This is a genomic window from Streptomyces sp. NBC_00102 (assembly GCF_026343115.1).
Classification (GTDB): Bacteria; Actinomycetota; Actinomycetes; order Streptomycetales; family Streptomycetaceae; genus Streptomyces.
Genome location: NZ_JAPEMC010000003.1, coordinates 448427 through 471937, shown reverse-complemented (window position 1 = coordinate 471937; position 23511 = coordinate 448427). Strand labels below are relative to the sequence as shown.

The 23511-nt window shown below is 74.5% G+C and carries 3 protein-coding genes; all 3 read left to right on the top strand.

Annotation, left to right across the window (positions count from 1 at the left end; translation table 11 throughout):
* Positions 1 to 501: 501 nt before the first annotated feature.
* The 3 genes from OHA55_RS32530 (at position 502) to OHA55_RS32520 (ending at position 23450) form a co-directional block, all read left to right on the top strand.
* Positions 502 to 720, top strand: coding sequence for an MbtH family protein (locus OHA55_RS32530; RefSeq protein WP_266713311.1), 219 nt, complete (start codon positions 502 to 504; stop codon positions 718 to 720).
* A gap of 501 nt (positions 721 to 1221) precedes the next feature.
* Positions 1222 to 15759 carry a non-ribosomal peptide synthetase gene (locus tag OHA55_RS32525; protein WP_266713309.1) on the top strand — a complete coding sequence of 4846 codons (14538 nt, stop codon included), beginning with the start codon at positions 1222 to 1224 and terminating at the stop codon, positions 15757 to 15759.
* Entirely contained in the window at positions 15756 to 23450 is a 7695-nt protein-coding gene (locus OHA55_RS32520) for a non-ribosomal peptide synthetase (protein WP_266713307.1), read from the top strand. The genes OHA55_RS32525 and OHA55_RS32520 overlap by 4 nt, the downstream gene beginning before the upstream one ends.
* The last annotated feature ends 61 nt before the right edge of the window (positions 23451 to 23511 follow it).

Genomic DNA, 23511 nt, shown 5'->3' with positions numbered 1-23511 from the left:
ACGGTCGCCGTGTGCGGGTGACGGGCGGCGGACGGGGCGCGTGCCCGGCGCACGGTAGCTCGGTTGGATCATTCGGCGCGACGGCGTCTGCGGGCGCGCGCGGGCGCTTCCATGAAATGCCAGGGGCCAAATTCAGCGATATCCGTGCAATCGGGACACGGAGCGACTGAACGGGTTCGCTGATGATCGCTTGGCATATGTCCAGGGCGAGGTGGGTCGCCTCGCCGAAATGGGGGTCAGGTGGCAATGGGGCGAATAGAACCTTTGACAGCCGTGCATCCTCTAATGTGATTGGCATGAACGGGTGAAGTCGGGGTGACCCCGATCCGGATGCCGAGGTCGATCGAAAGAGCGTGCGATATGCCACTGCTCCCGTATGACCGAGGTGGCGGAAAAGGGTCGGGGGCCGGCGGAGTCGCGGCGGGAGTGATCCGGCGTGATGTTCCCGGGAATGCCTGGTGAACATGTCGAAGAAAGAGCGAGAACAGGTGGGGGACGGCCGTGACCAATCCTTTCGATGACGAGTCGGGACGGTTCGTGGCGCTGGTCAACGACGAGGGTCAGTACTCGCTGTGGCCCGCGCGCATCGAGATCCCGGGCGGCTGGCGTGCCGTCGGCCCGGAGGGGTCGCGTCAGGAGTGTCTGGACGCGATCGAGGCAGCCTGGACCGACATGCGGCCCGCCGGCCTGGTACGGGCGATGGAGGCCACGGCCGAGTAGTCGGCCGCCGGTGCGCGGGAGCGCACCGCCCTGCCGGGGCGTGTCGTCGCCGTGCCGCTTGCCGGGCGGACGGCGCTGCTTTCAAAGCACGCTCCAGGGGGAAATGGTGCCTCCGCTTGCGTTTCTGTACGCATCCTGATCGATTCTGTTCTTTTCGAAGCCCTGATGGGATTCGTTGGAACGGAATCGATCAGGGTGTGACCGGCTCCTGATCCATTTTCGGTGGACAGCTTTCCTGTGCCACCGAGCGGAATGCGCGCGAGCCATCCGGAAAACACCGGTGATTCATCCAGCGTCCCTTTCGGGGGAGCGGGATCGGGTCGTGCGCCGGTTGAATGCGCCCGGCGCAAGACTCCGGTGGTTTTGCGCCGAGCGGTGCGCGCCGGCTCTTCTCTCCGCTTCCGCGGACCCCTTTTCCGACGATGTGCGCACAGGTGTGGCGGATTTCCTCCCCGCGCTCTCCGTCGTCCCCGAAATCTCTCCCCAAAGGTGTCGACCGGCATGACTGAAAACGACTCGATCCCGTCTCGTTCGATTCCCGATGACCTTTTCGAACTGACTGTGGCTCAGCAAGGCGTGTGGTACGGCCAACTGGTCGAACCGGAGAGCCCGAAGTTCAACATCGCCGAGTGCTTCGAGATCCGCGGCGACCTCGACGCGGAGGTCTTCGCCGCCGCCGTCGCCCGCGCGGTCGCCCTCTGCGACAGCCTCAACACCGAGTTCGTCCTCAGGGACGGCACCGTGCGCCAGCGGATCGCGCCGCACCCCCGGTCCCGCACCGACCAGCTCCGCCTGGTCGACCTCTCCGCCACCGAAGATCCCGCGGCCGCCGCCGAGCGCTACCTGGCCGAGGACATGGCCACCGTCGACAGCATCGACACCCCGCGCCACAGCCTGGCGCTGCTGCGCCTCGGCCCCCGATGGCACTACTGGTACATCCGCTTCCACCACATCGTCGTGGACGGCCTCGGCGGCGCCGTCTTCGCCCGCATCGTGGCCGACCTCTACGCACGCGTCCTGCGGGGCGAGGACATCGCCGGGGCCGAGCTGCCGGCGCCCGCCCCGCTCGCGGGCCTCCTCGCCGACGAGGCCGCCTACCTCGTCTCCGAACGGTACGAGGCGGACCGCGCCTACTGGACCGCCAAGTTCGCCGACCGGGCGCCGGACGCCGACGGCTCAGCCTCCGACGAGGCCGGTGGGACGGACGGGGCCGGTAAGACGGACGAGGCCGGTAGGACGGACGAGGCCGACGGGGCCGGCACGCGGGGCGGTACACCGCTCATCCGCCGCCGCGCCGACGTCCCCGCCCCGGCCACTCCCGCCGGGGCGGACGCGGACGGCGTGCACCTGCACACCGGTGAGACCCTGCCCGTGACCGTCCTCGACGATCTGCGCCGGCTCGCCGCCGCCAACCGCACCAGCTGGACCGCCGTGCTGGTGAGCGCGGTCGCCGCCTACGTGGGCCGGGCCACCGGCACCAGGGACGTCGTCGTGGGTCTCGCCTCCAACGGCCGCCACGGCGGACTGCGGCACATCGTCGGCATGACCGCCAACATCGTGCCGCTGCGGCTGGGCATCACCACCGACATGACGGTCGGCGAACTCGTCCGCGCCGTCGCCCTGGAGATGCGCGGCGCCCTGCGCCACCGGCGCTTCTCCCGCGAGCAGCTCGCCCGCGAGCTCAGGATGGCCGACGACGCGGCACGTCTGACGGACGTCGTCGTCAACATCATGGGCTACGAGTACGACCTCGAGTTCGCCGGCAGCCCCGCCACCTCCCGCGTGCTGTCCATCGGCCCGGTCGACGACGTCTCCCTCTTCGTCTCCGAACGCTCCGAAGGTACGGGTCCGTTGATCGGGTTCGACGCCAACCCGGAGCTGTACCGCCCCGAGGACGTGCGGCTGAGCCAGCGCGCCGTCGTCTCCTTCCTGAAGGCCCTCGCCGCTGCGGACACCGAAACCCCCCTGCGTGAGCTGCCGTTGCTCGACGAACAGGCCGCCCGGGAACTCCTCGCCCACGGCCGTGGCGCCGAACTGCCGGTCCCGCCACCGGCCACGAGTCTCGCGGAGGCGTTCGCATCACAGGCCCGGCGCACCCCGGACGCCCCGGCGGTGGTGGACGGCGACGTCACGCTCACCTACCGGGAGCTGGCCCGCGACGCGGCGGAACTCTCCGGAGCGCTGGCGGGCTGGGGACTCGCGGCCGAGGACGGTGTCGGTGTTCTCGTGGACCGCTCCGCCGCGGTGGTGGCCGCCACCCTCGGCGTGGTCGGCGCGGGCGCCGCGTACGTACCGATGGACGCCGCCTGGCCCGAGGAGCGCCTCGGCCGCGTCGCGGAGGTCGCCGGGGTCCGAGCCCTGGTGGTCGACGAGGCAGCGGCCGGGCAGAACTGGGTGAAGGTGACCACCGCCGTCCTGCCGGTGATCGTCGTCGACACCCTCGGCCGGGTGCTGCGCGGCGCCCCACCGGCGCCGGGACGCCTCCCGGAGGCGACGCACCCCGACCGGCTCGCCTACGTGATGTTCACCTCCGGATCCACCGGCCTGCCCAAGGGGGTCGGGGTGACCCACGCGGACGTGCTCGCCCTGACCGCCGACACCACCTGGACGGGCCGGGCGTGCGAGGCGGTGCTGATGCACTCCGCGTACGTCTTCGACGCCTCCACCTTCGAGATCTGGGTTCCGCTCCTGCACGGCGGCCGGGTGGTCGTCGCGCCCTCCGGCGTCCTGGAGGCGCCCGTCCTCACCGGGCTCGTCGACCGGTACGGGGTGACCGCGCTGTTCCTCACCACGGCCCTGTTCAACGTGGTGGCCGAGGCCGACCCGTCGGCCTTCGCCGGGCTGCGGCTGGTCGCCGCCGGTGGCGAGGCCGCCACCCCGGACCTGATGCAGCGGGTGGCCGCCGCCGCACCCCGCACCCAGGTCCTGCACGTGTACGGCCCCACCGAGACCACCACCTTCGCCGCCCGCCACCGGGTGGCCGCCGACGCGGGCGGACTGCCGCCCATCGGCCGCCCCCTCGACGGGATGCGGCTGCACGTCCTCGACGCCGGCCTCGCCCTGGTGCCGCCCGGCGTGGTGGGCGAGCTGTACGTGGCCGGACGCGGCGTCGCGCGCGGCTACCGGGGGCGCCCGGCCCTGACCGCGGGCCGGTTCGTCGCCGACCCGTACGGCCCGCACGGGGCCCGCATGTACCGCACCGGCGACCTCGTGCGCTGGACCGCGCGCGGCGAGATCGAGTACGTCGGACGCGCGGACGGGCAGGTCAAGCTGCGCGGATACCGCATCGAACCGGCCGAGATCGAGAGCACCCTGCTCGCGGACCCCGGAGTCCGCGCCGCCTGCGTCCTGGTCCGTGAGGACATACCCGGCGACCGCCGGCTCGTCGCGTACCTGGTGCCGGCCGCCGGCACCCGGGCGCTCGACGACACGGCGCTCGCCCGCCGGGTGGGCCGAGCCCTGCCCGCGTACATGGTGCCCTCGGTGTTCGTCGCGCTCGACGCGCTCCCGCTCAACCCCAACGGCAAGGTCGACCGCCGCGCCCTGCCCGAACCCCCCGCCGCGGCCACCACCGGCCGCGCCCCGCGCACCGCGTACGAAGAGGTGCTGGCCGGTCTGTTCGCCGACGTCCTCGGCGTCGCCGCCGTCGGGGCCGACGACAACTTCTTCTCCTTGGGCGGCCATTCGCTGCTCGCCACCCGCCTCACCGGCCGGGTCCGTGCCGCCCTGGGCGCCGAACTCGGCCTGCGCACCCTCTTCGACCACCCCACGGTCGCCTCGCTCGCCGCGGTCCTCGACACCGCGGGCACGGCCCGGCCCGCCCTCGCGCCGCAGCCGCGCCCCGAGGCGGTTCCGCTCTCCTTCGCGCAGCAGCGGCTCTGGTTCCTCAACAGGGCCGAGGGCCCCGGCGACACCTACACCATTCCGCTCGTCCTGGAGCTGGACGGCCCGCTCGACGTCCAGGCCCTGAGGGGCGCGCTGGCCGACGTGGTCGCCCGCCACGAGAGCCTGCGCACCGTCTTCGCCGAGACCGACGGCGTACCCCGCCAGCACGTCCTGGACGCGGCCGTCGCGGCGGAGCTGGTCCCCCTGACCGTCCGGCGGCCCCCGGCCGGGGTGACCGACACCGGAGCGGCCGGAGCCTGGGCGGAGGAAACGATCCGCCGTCTGATCGCCGAGCCCTTCGATCTCGCCGGCGACCCGTCCGTCCGGGCCTGGCTGCTCCAGCAGGGCCCGGAATCCCACCAGTTGGTCCTCGTTCTCCACCACGTCGTCGCCGACGGCTGGTCCCTCGCCCCCCTCGTCCGCGATCTCGGCGCCGCCTACCGCGCCCGGGCCGAGGGCACCGGCACCCCCGACTGGCCCGCGCTGCCGGTGCAGTACGCCGACTACACCCTCTGGCAGCGCGGACTGCTCGGCGACGAGTCCGATCCGGAGAGCCTGGCCGCGATCCAGCTCGCCCACTGGCGGGAAGCCCTGCGCGGCGCCCCCGACCTGCTCGACCTGCCCCTCGACCGGCCCCGCCCCGCCGTGGCCGGCCACCGGGGCGACGCGGTGCCCTTCGCCCTGCCCGCCGCCGAACACGCCGCGCTCGTCCGGCTCGCCCGCGCGGCCGGCTGCACCCCCTTCATGGTGCTCCAGGCGGCGCTGGCGGTGGCGCTGCACGCCCACGGCGCCGGTACCGACATCCCGCTGGGCACCGCGGCGGCGGGCCGCTCCGACGAGGCCCTCGGCGATCTGGTCGGGTTCTTCGTCAACACCGTCGTCCTGCGCACGGACCTCTCTGGCGACCCGACCTTCCGCGAACTGCTGGAACGAGTAAGGGAGTTCGACATCGCCGCCTTCAGCCACGGCGACCTCCCCTTCGAGCGGATCGTGGAAGCCGTCAACCCCGAGCGGTCCGGCGGCCACCACCCGCTCTTCCAGACCATGCTGGTCCTCCAGAACCAGGACCGGACCGACCTCGACCTGCCCGGGATCACCACCCGGGACCGGTCCCGGCACACCGGGATCAGCAAGTTCGACCTGACGTTCTCGCTCACCGAACTCGACTCGTCCGAAAGGGACTTCGCTGGTTCACCCGCCGGTATCGGCGGGTACCTGGAGTACGCCACCGACCTCTTCGACGCCGCCACCGCCCACGGTCTGAGCGACCGCTTCGCCCGCGTGCTCACCCTCGCCGTCGCCGACCCCGACCTCCCCGTCGGGGACCTCGACCCGCTCGGACCGGACGAGCGGGACCGGATGCTCGCCCAAGGCCGCGGCCGTGACCGGCCGTTGCCCGCCCTCACCGCCCCCGAGGCGATCCGGGAACAGGCCGCGCGCACCCCCCACGCGGTCGCGGTCCGCGACGAGCGCACCACCCTCACCTACGCCGAACTCGACGCCCGCGCCGACACCCTCGCCCGCACGCTCCGCGCGCGCGGCGCGGGCCGCGAGGACCGGGTGGCCATCGCCGCACCCCCGTCCGCGCACACCGTCGTCGCCATGCTGGCCGTGCTGCGGGCCGGCGCCGCCTACGTACCCGTCGACCCGGAGTACCCGCAGGCCCGCATCCGGCACATGCTCGACGACGCCCGGCCCGTCCTGCTGCTCACCACGGAAGCCACCGGGCCCTCACTGCCCGAGGCCGGCGTGGACCGGCTCGTCCTCGACGCCCCGGCGGACCGGGAAGCCCAGGACGCCCCGGAACTCCCGGACTTCCGGCACGTACCCCACCCGCAGGACCCGGCGTACGTCATCTACACCTCCGGCTCCACCGGACGCCCCAAGGGTGTGGTCGTGCCCCACGCCGCGCTGGCCAACCACATGGCGTGGATGGCGGACCACCTTGACCTCACGGAGGAGGACCGGGTCCTCGCCCGCACCTCCACCAGCTTCGACGCCTCCGTGTGGGAGCTGTGGCTCCCGCTGATGAACGGCGCCGAGGTCTGCGTGCTGCCGCCCCGGGCCAACCGGGAACCCGACGAACTCGTCTCCTGGATGGGCCGGTTCGGCGTCACCGTCGCCCAGTTCGTGCCCTCGCACCTGACCCACGTCCTCGCCGGGACGGCCCATGCCGCACCCCTGCCCCGGCTGCGCGCCGTCCTCTGCGGCGGCGAACCGCTGCCGCGCGCCCTCGCCGACGGGATCGCCGACCGCTGGGGCGCCGAAGCGCACAACCTCTACGGGCCCACCGAGGCGACCATCGACGCCACCGCGCACCGCGCGGCCGGCCCCCGGACCGCGGCAGCGGCCGAAGCGGTCCCGATCGGCCGGCCGGTGGACACCATGCGCGCCCATGTGCTCGACGCCCGGCTGCGCCCCGTACCCCCCGGCGTCACGGGGGAGCTGTACCTCTCCGGGCCCAACCTCGCCCGGGGCTACCTGCACCGGCCCGCCCTGACCGCCCAACACTTCGTCGCCGACCCCTTCACCCCCGACGGCACCCGCATGTACCGGACCGGCGACCTGGTGCGGTGGAACGGAGACGGACAGCTCGAATACCTGGCCCGCGCCGACGACCAGGTCAAACTCCGAGGATTCCGGATCGAGTTGGGGGAAGTGGAGGCAGCACTCCTGGCGAACCCCGGGGTCACGGGCGCCTGCGCGGTGATCCGCGAGGACGCGCCCGGCCGGCGCCGCCTCGTCGGCTACGCCGTGACCGACGACCCCGCCGTACGCCCCGTCGCCCTGCGCGACGCCCTCGCCGAGGCACTCCCGCACCACATGGTGCCCTCCGCCGTCGTCGTACTGGACGCGCTGCCCCTCCTGCCCAACGGCAAGGTGGACCGGCGGGCCCTGCCCGAACCCGATCCGCACACCGAGGGACCCACCCTGCCCGGACGGCTCACGCTCCGGGAGGAACTGCTCGCCGGGATCTTCGCCGACGTCCTGCAGCTGACCGAAGTCGGCCCGCACAGCGACTTCTTCGACCTCGGCGGCCACTCGCTCCTCGCCATGCGCGTGGTGAGCCGAGTCCGCGCGGTCCTGGGCGCCGAGATCGCTGTGCGCACCCTCTTCGAGCACCCGACCGTCGCGGGCCTGGCCCGCGCCCTCGACCCGGAAGCCCGGACCCGCCCGCCCGTGGTGCCCGCCGGACAGCGGCCCGACCCACTGCCGCTCTCCTTCGCCCAGCGGCGGCTCTGGTTCCTCAACCGGCTCGAAGGACCCAGCTCCACCTACAACATCCCGCTCGTCCTCGAACTCGACGGCGCCCTCGACACGGACGCACTGCGCGCGGCGCTGCACGACGTCGTGGAGCGCCACGAGTCCCTGCGCACCCTCTTCCCCGAACGGGACGGCACACCGCACCAGTCGGTGGCCGACGCCGACGGCGCCACTCCCGCGCTGCCGGTCGCCCCCGTGGCCCCCGCCGACCTGGAGGAGGCCGTGTTCGACGCCGTGCGTGAGCCGTTCGACGTCACCGTCGACCTGCCGCTGCGCGCCCGCCTGCTGCGCACCGCCCCCGGCCGTCACGTCCTGGTACTGGTCCTGCACCACATCGCGGGCGACGGCTGGTCCCTCGCCCCTCTCGCCCGCCAGCTGGGCGAGTCCTACCGCGACCGGCTCGCCGGCCGAGGACCCGCACCGGCGGTCGGCACCCTGCTCCAGTACGCCGACTACACCCTCTGGCAGCACGCCGCCCTGGGCGACGGCATCGCACCCGGGAGTGCGCTCCGGCAGCAGCTGGACCACTGGCACACCGCCCTCGCGGACCTGCCCGGCCTGATCGACCTGCCGCTCGACCGGCCCCGCCCGGTGGCCGCCGACCCGAGGGGCGACGTCCACGAGTTCGACGTGACCCCCGAGCTGCACGCCCGGCTCCAGATCCTGGCGAGGGAGTCGGGGAGCAGCCTCTTCATGGTGCTCCAGGCCGCGGTGGCCGTGCTGCTGCACCGGCACGGCGCGGGCGACGACATCCCGCTCGGCACCCCCGTCGCCGGGCGCACCGACGAGGCGCTGGAGGACCTGGTCGGGTTCTTCGTCAACACCCTGGTCCTGCGCACCGACCTGTCGGGTGAGCCGTCCTTCCTGGAACTCCTCGTGCGTGTACGGGAGTTCGACCTCGCCGCCTACGCGAACCAGGACGTCCCCTTCGAACGGCTGGTGGAGAGCCTCAACCCCGTCCGGGCCGGCGACCACCACCCGCTCTTCCAGACCATGCTGGTCCTGCAGAACCAGGAGTCCGTCCGCCCCGAATTCCCCGGCCTCACCGTCCAGGACCGGCTCGTCCACAACGGCCTGAGCAAGTTCGACCTCACCTTCGCCTTCACCGAGGAACGCGACGGCGGCGGCCTCACATCGGGGATCGAGTACGCCACCGCCCTCTTCGACCGCGACACCGTCGAAACCCTCGCCGCCCGGCTCGTCCGCCTCCTGGAACAGGTGACCACCGACCCCGGCCGGCCGATCGCCGGCTACGACCTGCTGACCGCGGGGGAGCGCGTCCGGGTCACCCGCTGGGGCACCGGCACCCCGCTCACCGGGGCGGCACCGGACGCGACCCTGCCCGCCCTCTTCGCGTCCCAGGCGCTCCGCACCCCGGACGCCCCCGCCGTCACCGACACCACCACGACCCTCAGCTACGCCGAGCTGGACGCCCTCTCCGCGGACCTCGCAGGGGCCCTCGCCGGGCTCGCTTCCGGCCCCGAGGCGGGCATCGGTGTGCTGCTCGCCCGGTCGCCCGCCGTCGTGACGGCTTCCCTCGGCGCGGTCCGCGCTGCCGGTGCCTACGTACCGATGGACGCGCGCTGGCCCGAGGAGCGGCTCGAACAGGTCGCGGGGGTCGCGTCGTTGCGCGTCCTCGTCGTCGACGAGGACGCCCTCGCCTCCCCCTGGGTGACCGCGACGGCCGACCGGCTGCCGGTCCTGGTGGTGGACCGGCTCGGCCGGATCCTGCGCGGGGCGCCCGAGCGGCCGGGCCGCCCGGCCGCCGTACCGGGGCCGGACGCGCTCGCGTACACCATGTTCACCTCCGGCTCCACCGGCCTGCCCAAGGGCGTCGGCGTCACCCACGCCGACGTGGCCGCGCTCGCCGACGACTCCGCCTGGCGCGAGGGCGCCGCCGACGCGGTGCTGATGCACTCGGCGTACGTCTTCGACGCCTCCACCTTCGAGATCTGGGCCCCGCTCCTGCACGGCGGCAGGATCGTCGTCGCGCCCGAGGGCGTCCTGGAGGCCCGGGTCCTCGCCGACGCCGTCCAGGAACACGGAGTGAGCGCCGTCTTCCTGACGACGGCACTCTTCAACGTGATCGCCGAGACCGCCCCGGAGGCCTTCCGGGGCCTGCGTCTCCTGTGCGCGGGAGGCGAGCTCGCCTCCCCGGACGCCATGCAGCGGATCGCCGGCACCACGCCCGGCCTGCGCGTCCTCCATGTGTACGGGCCGACGGAGACCACCACCTTCGCCACCCGCTACGACGTGCCCGCGGGCCTCCCGGCCGGACCGCCGCCCATCGGCCGCCCGCTCGACGGCATGCGGCTGTACGTGCTCGACGCCTCTCTCGGACCGGTCGCGCCCGGCGTGACCGGCGAGCTGTACCTCGCCGGGCGCGGAGTGTCCCGGGGCTACACCGGACAGCCGGCGCTGACCGCGGGCCGCTTCGTCGCCGACCCGTACGGCCCGGCGGGCGGACGGATGTACCGCACCGGCGACCTCGTCCGCTGGACACCGGACGGACAGATCGCCTACGTCGCCCGCGCCGACGGACAGGTGAAGCTGCGCGGCTACCGGATCGAGCTCGGCGAGATCGAATCCCTCCTGGCCGGCTGCGAGGGCGTCGCCGACTCCTTCGCCGTCGTCCGCGAGGACATCCCGGGCGACCGGCGCCTCGTCGCCTACGTGGTGCCCGCCGCCGGCGGACGCCCGACACCCGCCGGCCTCGCCCGGGCGCTCGGCCGGTCCCTGCCCGCGTACATGGTGCCCTCCGTGTTCGTACCGCTCGACGCGCTGCCGCTGACCGTCAACGGCAAGGTGGACCGGCGCGCGTTGCCCGTACCCGTACACCCGGCGCCGGACCGGAAGGGGCCGGGCCGCACGGCCAGGCCCGCACGTTCCGGGCGTTCGGCCCGCGAGGAGATCCTCCGCGGCCTCTTCGCCGACGTGCTCGGCCTCGACGGGACCCGTGTCGACGGCCACGACGACTTCTTCGCCCTCGGCGGACACTCCCTGCTCGCCACCCGTCTCGCGGCGCGCATCCGCACCGCGCTCGGCGTGGAGGTCCCGGTCAAGGCGCTCTTCGAGCACCCCACCCCGGCCGCCCTCGCCGCCGTGCTGGACGGCGCCGAGGAAGCCAGAAGACCCCTGGAGAGAACCGGGGAACGCCCCGACCCGCTGCCGCTCTCCTACGCGCAGCAGCGCCTCTGGTTCCTCGGCCGGCTGGAGGGTCCCAGCGCCACCTACAACGTGCCGCTGGTGCTCCGGCTGGACGGTCCGCTCGACGCGCGGGCCCTGGCACGTGCCCTCGCCGACGTGGTCGAGCGCCACGAGAGCCTGCGCACCGTCTTCCCCGAGACCGACGGCGTGGCCCGGCAGGTGGTGCTCGACACCGCTCGCGCCGACCTGGACCTGACACCGCGTGACACCGGCCCCGCGGACCTCGGCGACGCACTCACCGCCGAGGTGACGCACCCCTTCGACGTGAGCACCGAACTCCCGGTGCGGGCTCGGCTGATGAGGCTCGCGCCCGAGTCCCACGTCCTGGCGCTGGTCCTGCACCACATCGCCGGGGACGGCTGGTCCCTCGCCCCACTCGCCCGCGACCTGGGCGAGGCCTACCGGGCGCGGACCGTGGGCGAGGAGCCGGGCTGGAGCGAACTCGCCGTCCAGTACGCCGATTACACCCTCTGGCAGCGCGCCCTGCTCGGCGACGAGGACGACCCCGACGGCCAGGCCGCCCGCCAACTCGCCTTCTGGCGTACTGCGCTGGCGGGCGCTCCCGATCTGCTCGAACTGCCCTACGACCGTCCCCGGCCCGCCGTACCCGCCCACCGCGGTGACGCGCACCCCTTCACGGTCGGTGCCGGTACCCACCGGGCGCTCGCCGGCCTCGCCCGGACCCGGGGCAGCAGCCTGTTCATGGTCCTCCAGGCCGCCTTGTCGGTCCTGCTCTCCCGCCACGGCGCCGGCGAGGACATCCCGCTCGGCACCGCGGTGGCCGGCCGCACCGACGAGGCACTCGACGACCTGGTCGGCTTCTTCGTCAACACCCTCGTGCTGCGCACCGATCTGAGCGGCGACCCGACCTTCGGCGAAGTCGTGGACCGGGTTCGGGACTTCGACCTGGCGGCCTACGCCCACCAGGACCTGCCCTTCGAGCGTCTGGTGGACGCCCTCAGCCCCGTCCGCGCCCAGAACCACCACCCGCTCTTCCAGACCATGCTCGTCCTCCAGAACCAGGGCGACGCCGAGATCGGCCTGCCCGGGCTGACCGTGACGCAGCAGCCCGTGCACACCGGCATCAGCAAGTTCGATCTGACCTTCACCTTCACGGAGACGTACGACGACTCGGGCCGGCCCGCCGGACTCCGGGGCGTCCTGGAGTTCTCCACCGAACTCTTCCTGCCCGCCACCGCGCACACCCTCGCCGACCGGCTGACCCGCCTCCTCGCGGCCCTCGCCGCCGACCCGGCCCGGCGCGTCCACACCGTGGAGGTGCTGGACGAGGACGAACGGCGGAGCCTGGAGCGCGTCGCGCACGGACCGGCCCGCCCCGCGGCGGCCCGCACCGCACCCGAGGCGTTCCGCGCGCAGGCTGCCCGTACCCCAGGGGCCACCGCGGTACGCGACGGCGGCGACGCCCTCACCTTCGGTGAACTCGACCTGCTCTCGGACGACTTGGCGCACCACCTGTACGACCGGGGCATCGGCCGCGGCGATCTGGTCGCCCTGGCGCTGGAGGGCACCGCCGACCAGGTGCTCGCGATGCTGGCGGTCACCAAGGCCGGGGCCGCCTATCTGCCGGTCGACCTGGAGTACCCCGAGGCGCGCATCGCCCACATGCTCGACGACGCCCGCCCGGCGCTGCTCCTCACCCACGCCGCGCGAGCCGGACGACGCGGCCTCACCGTGCCCCTGCTCGCACTCGACGACCGGACCGCCTGGTCGACCGGCCGCGCGGCGCCGCCCGGCGCCGCACCCGACCCGCGTGACGCCGCGTACGTCATCTACACCTCGGGCTCCACCGGCCGCCCCAAGGGTGTGGTCGTCACCCACGCCTCCCTCACCAACCACATGGCGTGGATGGCGGACCACCTCGGGCTCACCGGCGACGACCGGGTCCTCGCCCGCACCTCGCCGAGCTTCGACGCCTCGGTCTGGGAGACCTGGCTGCCGCTGCTGCACGGCGGCTCCACCTGCCCCGTGCCGTCCACCCTCAACCACGATCCCGCCGGGCTGCTGGCCAGGATGTGCGCGGAGGGCGTGACCCTCGCCCAGTTCGTGCCCTCGCACCTCTCGGTCGTCCTCACCGAGACGGGCCCCGGCGCGGCACCCGGGACGCTGAGGGCCGTCCTCTGCGGCGGCGAACCCCTGCCCCGGGCACTGGCGGAACGCGTCCGACGCGAGTGGCGGACCGAGGTCCACAACCTCTACGGGCCGACCGAGGCCACCATCGACGCCACCGCCCACCACCACCGGGCCGCCGAAGCGGACGGACCGGCGGGGGAGGGCGGCGTGCCGCTCGGACACCCGGTCGACAACACCCGCGCCTACGTACTCGACGCCGCTCTGCGGCCCGTGCCGCCCGGCGTCACCGGGGAACTGCACCTCGCGGGCGACGGACTCGCCCGCGGCTACCTGGGCCGCCCCGGACTGACCGCCGCACGGTTCGTCGCCGACCCCTGGGGTCCCGCCGGAAGCCGGATGTACCGCACCGGCGACCTCGTCCGACGGGACGCCGACGGCCTGCTCACCCATGTCGGGCGCGCCGACGACCAGGTCAAGGTGAACGGATTCCGCATCGAGGCGGGGGAGATCGAGGCCGCCCTCACCGCGCTCGACCCGATCGCCACCGCCTGCGTCCTGGTCCGGGAGGACCGCCCCGGCGAGCGGCGCCTGGTCGCCTACACCGTCCCCGACCCGCGCGGCGGCTCCCCGGCCCCCGCGGAACGCGCACTGCGCGCCCGGCTCGCCGAGACCCTGCCCGCGTACATGGTGCCCGCCGCTTTCGTGAGCCTGGACGCGCTGCCGCTGCTGCCCAACGGCAAGACCGACCGGCGGGCCCTGCCCGCCCCCGTGCGGCCCGACGCCGCACGCCCGGGCTCCCGGCCGCGCACGGAGAAGGAGCGGGTGCTCTGCGAGGTGTTCGCCTCCGTCCTGCGTACACCCGTCGTCCGCACCGACGACGACTTCTTCGCTCTCGGCGGCGACAGCATCCTCTCCATCCAGCTCGTCAGCCGGGTCCGCGAGGCCGGCCTCCGGGTCACCCCCCGCGACGTCTTCGTCCACCGCACGCCCGAGGCCATCGCCGCCGCGTCCACCACGCTCGACCCGGGCACCGCACCCGGCCGGGGGGCCTCGGGGCCCGAGGAGCGGGGGACCGGCACCATGCCGGCGACCCCCATCGCCGCCTGGTTCCTGGAGCGGACGGGCACCACGGACGGCTACAACCAGTCGGGAGTGCTGCGCACACCGACGGGAGCCCGCCCCGGCACACTCGTCGCCGCCCTTCAACTCCTCCTCGACCACCACGACATGCTCCGGCTCCGGGTCGCGAAGGCGGCCGGGGACGAGCCCGTCCTGGAAGCGCTGCCCCCGGGCTCCGTCCCCGCCCACGACCGGTTCACCCGGATCGACGTGGCGGGTCTCGACGCCGGCGCCGTCCGGGCCGCCCTCACCGGGGCGGGCGAGGAGGCCCGCGGCCGGCTCAGCCCCTCGGACGGGAACGTCGTGGAGGCCGTCTGGTGCGACGCCGGACCCGAGACGAGGGGGCGGCTCCTCCTCGTCGTCCACCACCTGGCCGTCGACGCCGTCTCCTGGCGCATCCTCGCCGCCGACCTGGCCACCGCCTGGCGGATCGTCACCGAAGGCGCCTCCACGGACGCCCGGCTCGCCGCCTCCACCTCCTACCGGCGGTGGGCGCACCTCCTCGCCTCCCAGGCACAGAGCCCCGCCCGCGAGGCGGAACTCCCGCTCTGGGAAGCGGCGTCGAGCACCCCCGACCCGAGGCTGGGACACCGCCCGCTCGACCCCGGCCGGGACACCGCGGGCCGCACCCGCACCCTCGTCACCCGGCTGCCCGCCACCTGGACGCGGCCCCTCCTCACCACCGTCCCCACTGCCTTCCGTGCCGGAGTGGACGACGTCCTGCTCACCGGCCTCGCCCTCGCGGTGAGCGCCCGGCGCGCCGAACGGGGTCCCGCCGGAAACGGACGGGGCGGGCCGGAAACGACCGCCGTCCTCGTCGACCTGGAGGGCCACGGCCGGGAGCAGATCGACGAGAACCTCGACCTGTCCCGTACCGTCGGCTGGTTCACCAGCCTCTACCCGGTCCGGCTGGACCCTGGGCCGCTCGACCCGCGCGCCCCCGGCCGCTTCGACGCCGCGCTGGCCGAACGCGCCCTCAAGCGCGTCAAGGAGCAGCTGCGGACCGTCCCCGACCACGGGGTCGGCTACGGCATGCTCCGCCGGCTCAACGCGACGACCCGCTCCCGGCTGGCCGCCGCGCCCGACCCGCAGATCGGCTTCAACTACCTCGGGAGATACGCGGGTTCCCCGGAAGAGACGGGCGGAGCCGACTGGGAGGTGCTGCCCGACGCGGGCGGGCCCCCGGCCCAGGACCCCGGCATGCCCGTCCACCACGTGCTCGACATCAACGCGCACACCGAGGATCTCCCCGACGGCCCGAGCCTGGTGACCCGCTGGACCTGGCCCGCCGAACTCCTCCCGGAGGACGAGGTGGAGGCCCTGTCCGAGGCGTTCGCCCGCGCCCTGCGCGTGCTCGCCGAACACGCCGACCGGCCCGACGCGGGCGGCTGGACACCGTCCGACCTTCCCCTGGTCTCCCTGGACCAGGCCCAGATCGACCGACTGCAGAACAAGTGGGGTGGACGCAAGTGACCGGGTTCCAGCTGGAGGACGTACTGCCGCTGACGCCGTTGCAGGCAGGCATGCTCTTCCACGCGCTGTACGACTCCACCGCCGTGGACGTCTACACCGCGCAGTTCGTCTTCGACCTCGAAGGCACCCCCGACGTCCCCGCTCTGCGCGCGGCCGTCGGCGGCCTGCTGCGACGCCACGCCAACCTCCGGGTCGGGTTCCTCCACGAGGACCTGGACGAGCCCGTGCAGGCCGTCGCCGCCGAAGTACCGGTACCGCTGGAGGAACTGGACCTGACGGGCCCGGACGGACCCGCGGCGACGCAGGCGCGCCTCACCGCGTTCCTCGCCGCCGACCGCACCCGGCGCTTCGACCTCGCCACCCCGCCCCTGATGCGCTTCGCGCTGGTACGCACCGGCCCGCGCCACCACCGGCTCGTCATGACGGCCCATCACATCCTGTTGGACGGCTGGTCGATGCCCCTGCTCGTGCGGGAGCTGTTCGAGCTGTACGCCACCGGGGGCGACGACTGCGCCCTGCCGCGCGTCGCCCCGTACCGCACCTATCTCGCCTGGCTGGCCCAACAGGACCGCGCGGAGGCCCTGGACGCCTGGCGCGCCGCGCTGGCCGGGATCGAGGCGCCGACCCTGCTCGCCGGAGTCCGGCGCGGCGGCGGCGCACCGGAAGCGGGCGCGTCGGCCCCGGGCGTGTCGGAGGGTGAGGGTGAGCTGCCGGAGACGCTCGTCCTTGACCTCGACGAGGCGACCACCACCCGGCTGCGGGAGACCGCCCGCGCCCACCGGCTCACCCTCAACACCCTCGTGCAGGGAGCCTGGGGGCTGCTGCTCACCAAGCTCACCGGCCGCCCCGACATCGTGTTCGGCACCACCGTCTCCGGCCGTCCGCCGGAGATCCCCGGTGTCGAGTCGATGGTCGGGCTGTTCATCAACACCGTGCCGGTGCGCGTGCGGCCGGCGGCCGACGACACCCTGGCCACCCTCCTGACTCGGCTCCAGGACGAGCAAGGGCGCCTCCTCGGGGCCCAGTTCGTGGGGCTGACCGAGATCCGTGAGGTCACCGGCCTGGACGAACTCTTCGACACGCTCACGGTGTTCGAGAACTACCCGCTGGACGCCGAAGCGCTGCGCACCGCCCAGCGAGGGCTGCCCGGCATCGCGGTCACCGGCTTCAGCGGCACGGACGCCGCCCACTACCCGCTCACCCTCACCATCGCCCCCGGCGACACCCTGCGGATCACCTTCGGCCACCGGGTCACCGCCCTCGGCCGCGAGGAGGTGGCCCGCACGGCGGCCCGTATGCGCCATCTGCTGACGGTGATGGCCCAGGGGCTCGACCTGCGCGCCGACGCCGCAACCGTCCTCCTGGACGGCGAACGCGAGATGCTCCTCGCCCAGGGGCGGGGCGCCGAACTCCCCATGGGAACTACGGACATGAGCGTGCCGGAGGCCGTGGCACGCATCGCCGCCCGGCAGCCGGAAGCGGTCGCCGTCACCGGCGCCGGCGAGGAGCTGACCTACGGCGGACTCCTCCGGCTCTCGGGCGAACTGGCGGATGTGCTCTCCGGGGCCGGGGCCGGGGCCGGGGCCGGCGCGGAGAGCGGCGTCGGCATCCTCGTGGGCCGCTCGACCGCCCTGGTCACCGCCTCCCTCGCGGCCCTGCGCGCCGGCTCCGCCTATGTCCCCCTCGACCCGCGCTGGCCCGCCGAACGCCTCGCCCGGGTCGCGGAGGTGTCCGCCCCGCGCGTCCTCGTCGTCGACGGGGTCACCCGCACGCACCCCTGGGTGCGTCAACTACCCCCCGGCACGCCGGTGGTGACCGTCGACCCGGCCGGCCGGGTGCTCGACGCGGGACCGCCCGGCACCGGCGCCGCTCCCCCGGAGACGCTCCCCCTCGGCGGGGGAGGAGCCCGCCTCGCCTACGTGATGTTCACCTCCGGCTCCACCGGACTGCCCAAGGGTGTCGGCGTCACCCACGCCGACATCACCTCCCTCGCCGCCGAACGGACCTGGGGCGACGGAGCCACCGACGCCGTCCTCCTGCACTCGGCGTACGCCTTCGACGCCTCCACCTTCGAGATCTGGGTCCCCCTCCTCAACGGGGGCCGCGTCGTCCTCGCCCCCGAGGGAACCCTGCAGCCCGCCACGATCCGCGAGCTCGTCGCGCGCCACGGAGTGACGGCGGCGTTCCTGACGACCGCCCTGTTCAACGTCGTCGCCGAGACCGACCCCGGCGCCCTCGGCCTGCTGCGCCTGGCCGCCGCCGGCGGCGAGGCCGCCGCACCCGGGGTCCTCCAACGGCTGGCCGCAGCCCACCCGGACACCGCCGTCCTCAACGCCTACGGGCCCACCGAGACCACCACCTTCGCCACCCTGCACCGCGTCCGCCCCGGCGACGCACCCGACGGGGTCCCCCCGATCGGCCGGCCGCTCGACGGCATGAGCGCCCACGTCCTGGACGCGGCGCTGCGGCCCGTACCCCCGGGCGCCGAGGGGGAGTTGTACCTCGCCGGGCCCGGCGTCGCGCGCGGCTACCTCGGACGCCCCGGGCTCACCGCCACCCGCTTCCTCGCCGACCCCTTCACCGGGGGCGGAGCGCGCATGTACCGCACCGGCGACCTGGTGCGCAGGGGAGCGGACGGCTCGCTGCACCACCTGGCGCGGGCGGACCAGCAGATCAAACTGCGCGGCCACCGCATCGAACCCGCCGAGATCGAGGCGGCGCTCCGCGCCGACCCGTCCGTGCGCGCCGCCTGCGTCCTGGTCCGCGAGGACCTGCCCGGCGACCGCACCCTCACCGCCTACGTCGTCCCCGCCCCCGGCCGCACCCCGGACCCCGGGCTGCTCGCCGCGCACGTCGGCCGCCGGCTGCCCGCGTACATGGTGCCGGCCGTCATCCAGCCCCTCGACGCGCTCCCGCTCACCCCCAACGGCAAGCTCGACCGGCACGCCCTGCCCGCGCCCGTCCGGCGGACCGGCCCGGCCGGAAGGCCGCCGCGCGGCGCCCACGAGGAGATCCTCGCCGGGCTCTTCGCCGACGTGCTGGGCGTGGACCGCGTCGGGGCCGACGACAACTTCTTCTCCCTGGGCGGCCATTCCCTGCTCGCCACCCGTCTCGTGGGCCGGGTCCGCACCGCCCTGGAGACCGAGGCGGACATCCGCACCCTCTTCGAGAACCCCACCGTCGCCACACTCGCCGCAGCGCTGCGGGACGCCAGGCGCCCGGCCCGCCCCGCCCTCGTCCCGCAGGAGCGCCCCGCAACCCTCCCGCTCTCCTACGCCCAGCAGCGCCTGTGGTTCCTGCACCGGCTCGAAGGGCCCTCCGCCACGTACAACATCCCCTTCGCCGTACGCCTGGACGGGCCGCTCGACACCGAAGCCCTGCGCCTCGCGCTGCGCGACGTCGTCACCCGGCACGCCTCCCTGCGCACCGTCTTCCCGGAGCGCGAGGGCGGGCCGTGCCAGCACATCATCGACCCCGAGGACGTGCGGCTCCCGCTCGCCGTCGAGGCCGCCGACGAGGAGAAACTCGCCGACCGCGTCCGGGCCGCCGCCGCCGAACCGATCGACGTCGAACACCGGCTCCCGGTCCGCGCCACCCTGCTGCGGCTGGTCCCGCGCGCGGCACACGTCCTCGTCCTGGTGATCCACCACATCGCCGCCGACGGCTCGTCCCTGGCGCCCCTCGCCCGCGACCTCGGCGCCGCCTACCGCGCACGCCTGCGCGGCGAGGCGCCCGGCTGGACCGCACCCCGTGTGGACCACGCGGACCACGCCCTCTGGCAGCGACGCCTGCTCGGTGGTGAACAGGGTGCGCCGAGCGAGCTTCTGAACCGTCAGCTCGCGCACTGGCGGGGCGCGTTGGCCGGGCTGCCCGAGATCGTGGAGCTGCCCTGGGACCGCCCGCGCCCACCCGTCTCCCTGCACACCGGCGCCACCCACACCTTCGGCCTGACCCCCGCCACCGCGCGACGGGTCACCGACCTCGCCCGCGCCACCGGCACCACCGTCTTCATGGTGCTCCAGGCGGCCCTGTCGCTCACGCTCTCCCGTCACGGCGCCGGGGACGACATCCCGCTGGGCACCGCCGTCGCCGGCCGCACCGACGAGGCCGCCGCCGACCTCGTCGGCTTCTTCGTCAACACCCTGGTGCTCCGCGCGGACCTCTCGGGGGACCCCACCTTCCTCGAACTCCTCGCACAGATCAGGGAGTTCGACCTCTCCGCGCACGCCAACCAGGACGTTCCCTTCGAGCGGCTGGTCGAACTCCTCAACCCCGCACGCTCGCAGAACCACCACCCGCTCTTCCAGACCATGCTCGTCCTCCAGAACCACACCCCCGCAGCCCCCGCCGAACTCCCCGGACTCACCGTCACGGCCGTGCCCGTCGGGACGGCCGTGAGCAAGTTCGATCTCTCCTTCACCTTCACCGAGACCCAGGACGGGAACGGGGCGCCCGACGGCATGCGCGCCACCGTCGACTACGCCACCGAACTCTTCGACGCATCCACCGTCCACGCTCTCGCCGAACGGCTCGTCCTGCTGCTCGACGCCGTCACCACCGACCCGGGCCGCCCGCTCCACACGTACGAGGTGCTCACCGCCACCGAGCGCACCCGCCTCACGGCCTGGGGCGCCGGACCCGAGGACGACCTGCCCGGCTCCACCGTCCCCTCGCTCTACGAGGAGTGGGCCCGGCGCACCCCCCACGCGCCCGCCGTCCGCGACGCCCGGACCACCCTCACGTACGCCGCTCTCGACGCCCGCGCCGACGCCCTCGCCCGCCGGCTCAACGCCCTCGGCATCGGCCCCGAGGACCGGGTGGCGGTCGCCCTGCCCCGCACCCACGACCTCGTCGTCGGCCTCCTCGGCGTCCTCAAGGCCGGGGCCGCGTACGTGCCGCTCGACCCCGACTACCCCGCCGACCGGCTCTCCTACATGATCGAGGATGCCCGCCCGCGCCTCCTCCTCACCACCCCCGGCATCCACCGCCGGCTCCCCGCGACGACGGTGCCCCATCTGTACGCCACGGACCCCGGCGACCGGGGCCCCGGCGACCCCGGCGAAGGCCCTGCCGCGCTCCGGCGGCCGCTGCCGGAACATCCCGCTTACGTCATCTACACCTCCGGCTCCACCGGCCGGCCCAAGGGGGTCGTCGTCACCCACCGGGGTGCCGGTGCCATGGCCGCGTCGCAGCGCGAGCGACTGCACGTCACCCCGGAGAGCCGGGTTCTGCACATGGCGTCCGTCAGCTTCGACGCCGCCTTCTGGGAACTCTGCATGGCGCTGCTCTCCGGCGCCTGCCTGGAGATCGACGAACGCGACGCCCTGCTGCCCGGCCCCACCCTCGCCGCCACCGTCCGCGAACGCGGCGCCACCCACCTCACCCTGCCGCCCGCCGCGCTCGCCGTGATGCCGGCCGGCTCACTGCCCACCGGAACCACCCTGGTCCTCGCCGGCGAGGCGTGCACACCGGCCCTGGTGCGGGAGTGGGCGGCCGACCGGTACCTCGTCAACGCCTACGGCCCCACCGAGACCACCGTCTGCGCGACCATGAGCGCCGCCCAGCACGCGGACGGACCCCTCGCCCCGGACCGTACGGTGCCCATCGGCGTACCCGTCGACGGCACCCGGGTCCACGTCCTGGACGACCGGCTCGCCCCCGTGCCCCCGGGCGTCGTCGGCGAACTGTACGTCTCCGGGGCCGGAGTCGCCCGCGGCTACCACGGCCGTCCCGGCCTGACCGCGACCCGCTTCGTGGCCGACCCGGCCGACCGCACCGGCGGCAGGATGTACCGGACCGGCGACCTGGTCCGCTGGACCACCGACGCCGAACACGGGGGCGGGCAGGGCGAAGTCGGCGGCGGGCAGCGAGAACTCGTCTACGTCTCCCGCGTGGACGACCAGGTCAAGCTGCGCGGCTTCCGCATCGAACTCGGCGAGATCGAGGCCCTGCTCACCACCCTGCCCGGCGTGGCGGCCGCCTGCGCCGTCGTCCGCGAAGACCGGCCCGGCGACCGGCGCCTCGTCGCGTACACCGCGCCCGCGGAGGGCACGGCCGGGCCCGACGAGTCCGAGCTGCGCGTCCACCTCGCCGCCGCTCTGCCCGGCCACATGCTCCCCGCCGCCTACGTCCGCCTCGACGCGCTGCCCCTCACCCCCAACGGCAAGACCGACCGGCGGGCCCTGCCCGCGCCCGACCGCACCGCACCGACCGGCGGGCGCCCCCCGCGCACCGACCGCGAGAGGGCCCTTTGCGCAGCCTTCGCCGAGACCCTCGGCGTGGACCGGGTCGGCGTCACCGACGACTTCTTCGCCCTCGGCGGCCACTCGCTCCTCGCGGTGGCCCTCGCCCGGCGGATCGAGGAGGTCTGCGGCCGACGCCCCACCCTGCGCGCCCTGTTCGCGGCGCCCACGGTCGAGGGTGTGGACCGCATGCTGGCGGGAGGAGCGGGGGAGGGGGACCCGCCGCGAAGCGCTGCCGAAGTGGACCTCGCCGCGGAAGTACGGCTGGCCCCGGACATCACCGGCACCGGCCGGGGCGTCCCGCTGCCCGCACCCGCCCGCAGCCCGGCACGGCCGTCCGCCCGCCCGCTGCTCACCGGCGCCTCCGGATTCCTCGGCGCATTCCTCCTGCGCGACCTCATCGAGACCACCGGCGGCCCCGTCGACTGCCTGGTACGCGCCGAGGACACGCCCACGGCCGCCGGCCGGCTGCGCGCCAACCTGGAGCGCTACGGCCTCTGGAGTCCCCGTTACGCCGAGCTGATCCACCCCGTCCCCGGCGACCTCGCCGCCCCCGGCCTCGGCCTGGCACCCCAGGACCGGGCCGCTCTGGTACGCCGACTCGGGCTCGTCCTGCACAACGGCGCTCACGTCAACTTCGCCGCCCCGTACGGAGATCTGCGTGCCGCCAACGTCGCCGGCACGGAGGAACTGCTGCGCCTGCTCGCCGACTCCGCCTCACCCGGGATGCACTACGTCTCGACCACCGGCGTCCACGCCCCCGCCTCCGGCCCCGCTCCCGTCATCCTCACGGAGACGAGTCCGACAGGTCCGGCCGCCGGGCTGCCCGATGGCTACGCGCAGAGCAAATGGGTCGCCGAAGGGCTCGTCGGCCTCGCCCGGGAACGCGGACTTCCGGTGACCGTCCACCGCCCCGGCCGGATCAGCGGCGACACCACCACCGGCGCCTGCCAGGACCGCGACCTGCTCTGGCAGTTGATCAAGGGGTGCCTGCAGGCGGAGGCCGTACCGGACCTGCCGCACGGTTCGACCGACTGGGTTCCCGTGGACCACGTCAGTGCCTCGGTGGTGGCGCTCGCCCTCTCCGGAAGTCCGGGAGACGCGACGTACCACCACACCAACCCGGACGCGCCAAACCTGGACCGGGTCTTCGAGGCGGCCCGCCGCCTCGGCCACGAGGTGCGTACCGTGCCGGCCGACGAGTGGCAGGCCCGCGTCGCGGCCCGGCCCGACAACGCGGCCCAGCTGTTCCTCGGCCACGGCGGCGAGGGGGCCGGCGGAGGGGCGACGGACCACCGCCGCTTCGACTCCGGCCGCACCATCGGGGCGGTGGCCGCCCTCGGCGTCCACCTGCCGCCGCTCACCGACGAGGTGCTGGACCGCTATCTGACGTACTTCCGGAGCACCGGGTTCCTGCCGGCACCGGGGCAGGTGACGGCGGGCCCATGACGGAGTCCGGGGACGGGACGACGCCACTCCCGTCCCCGGAACCGGCCGGACCGCGGCGGAT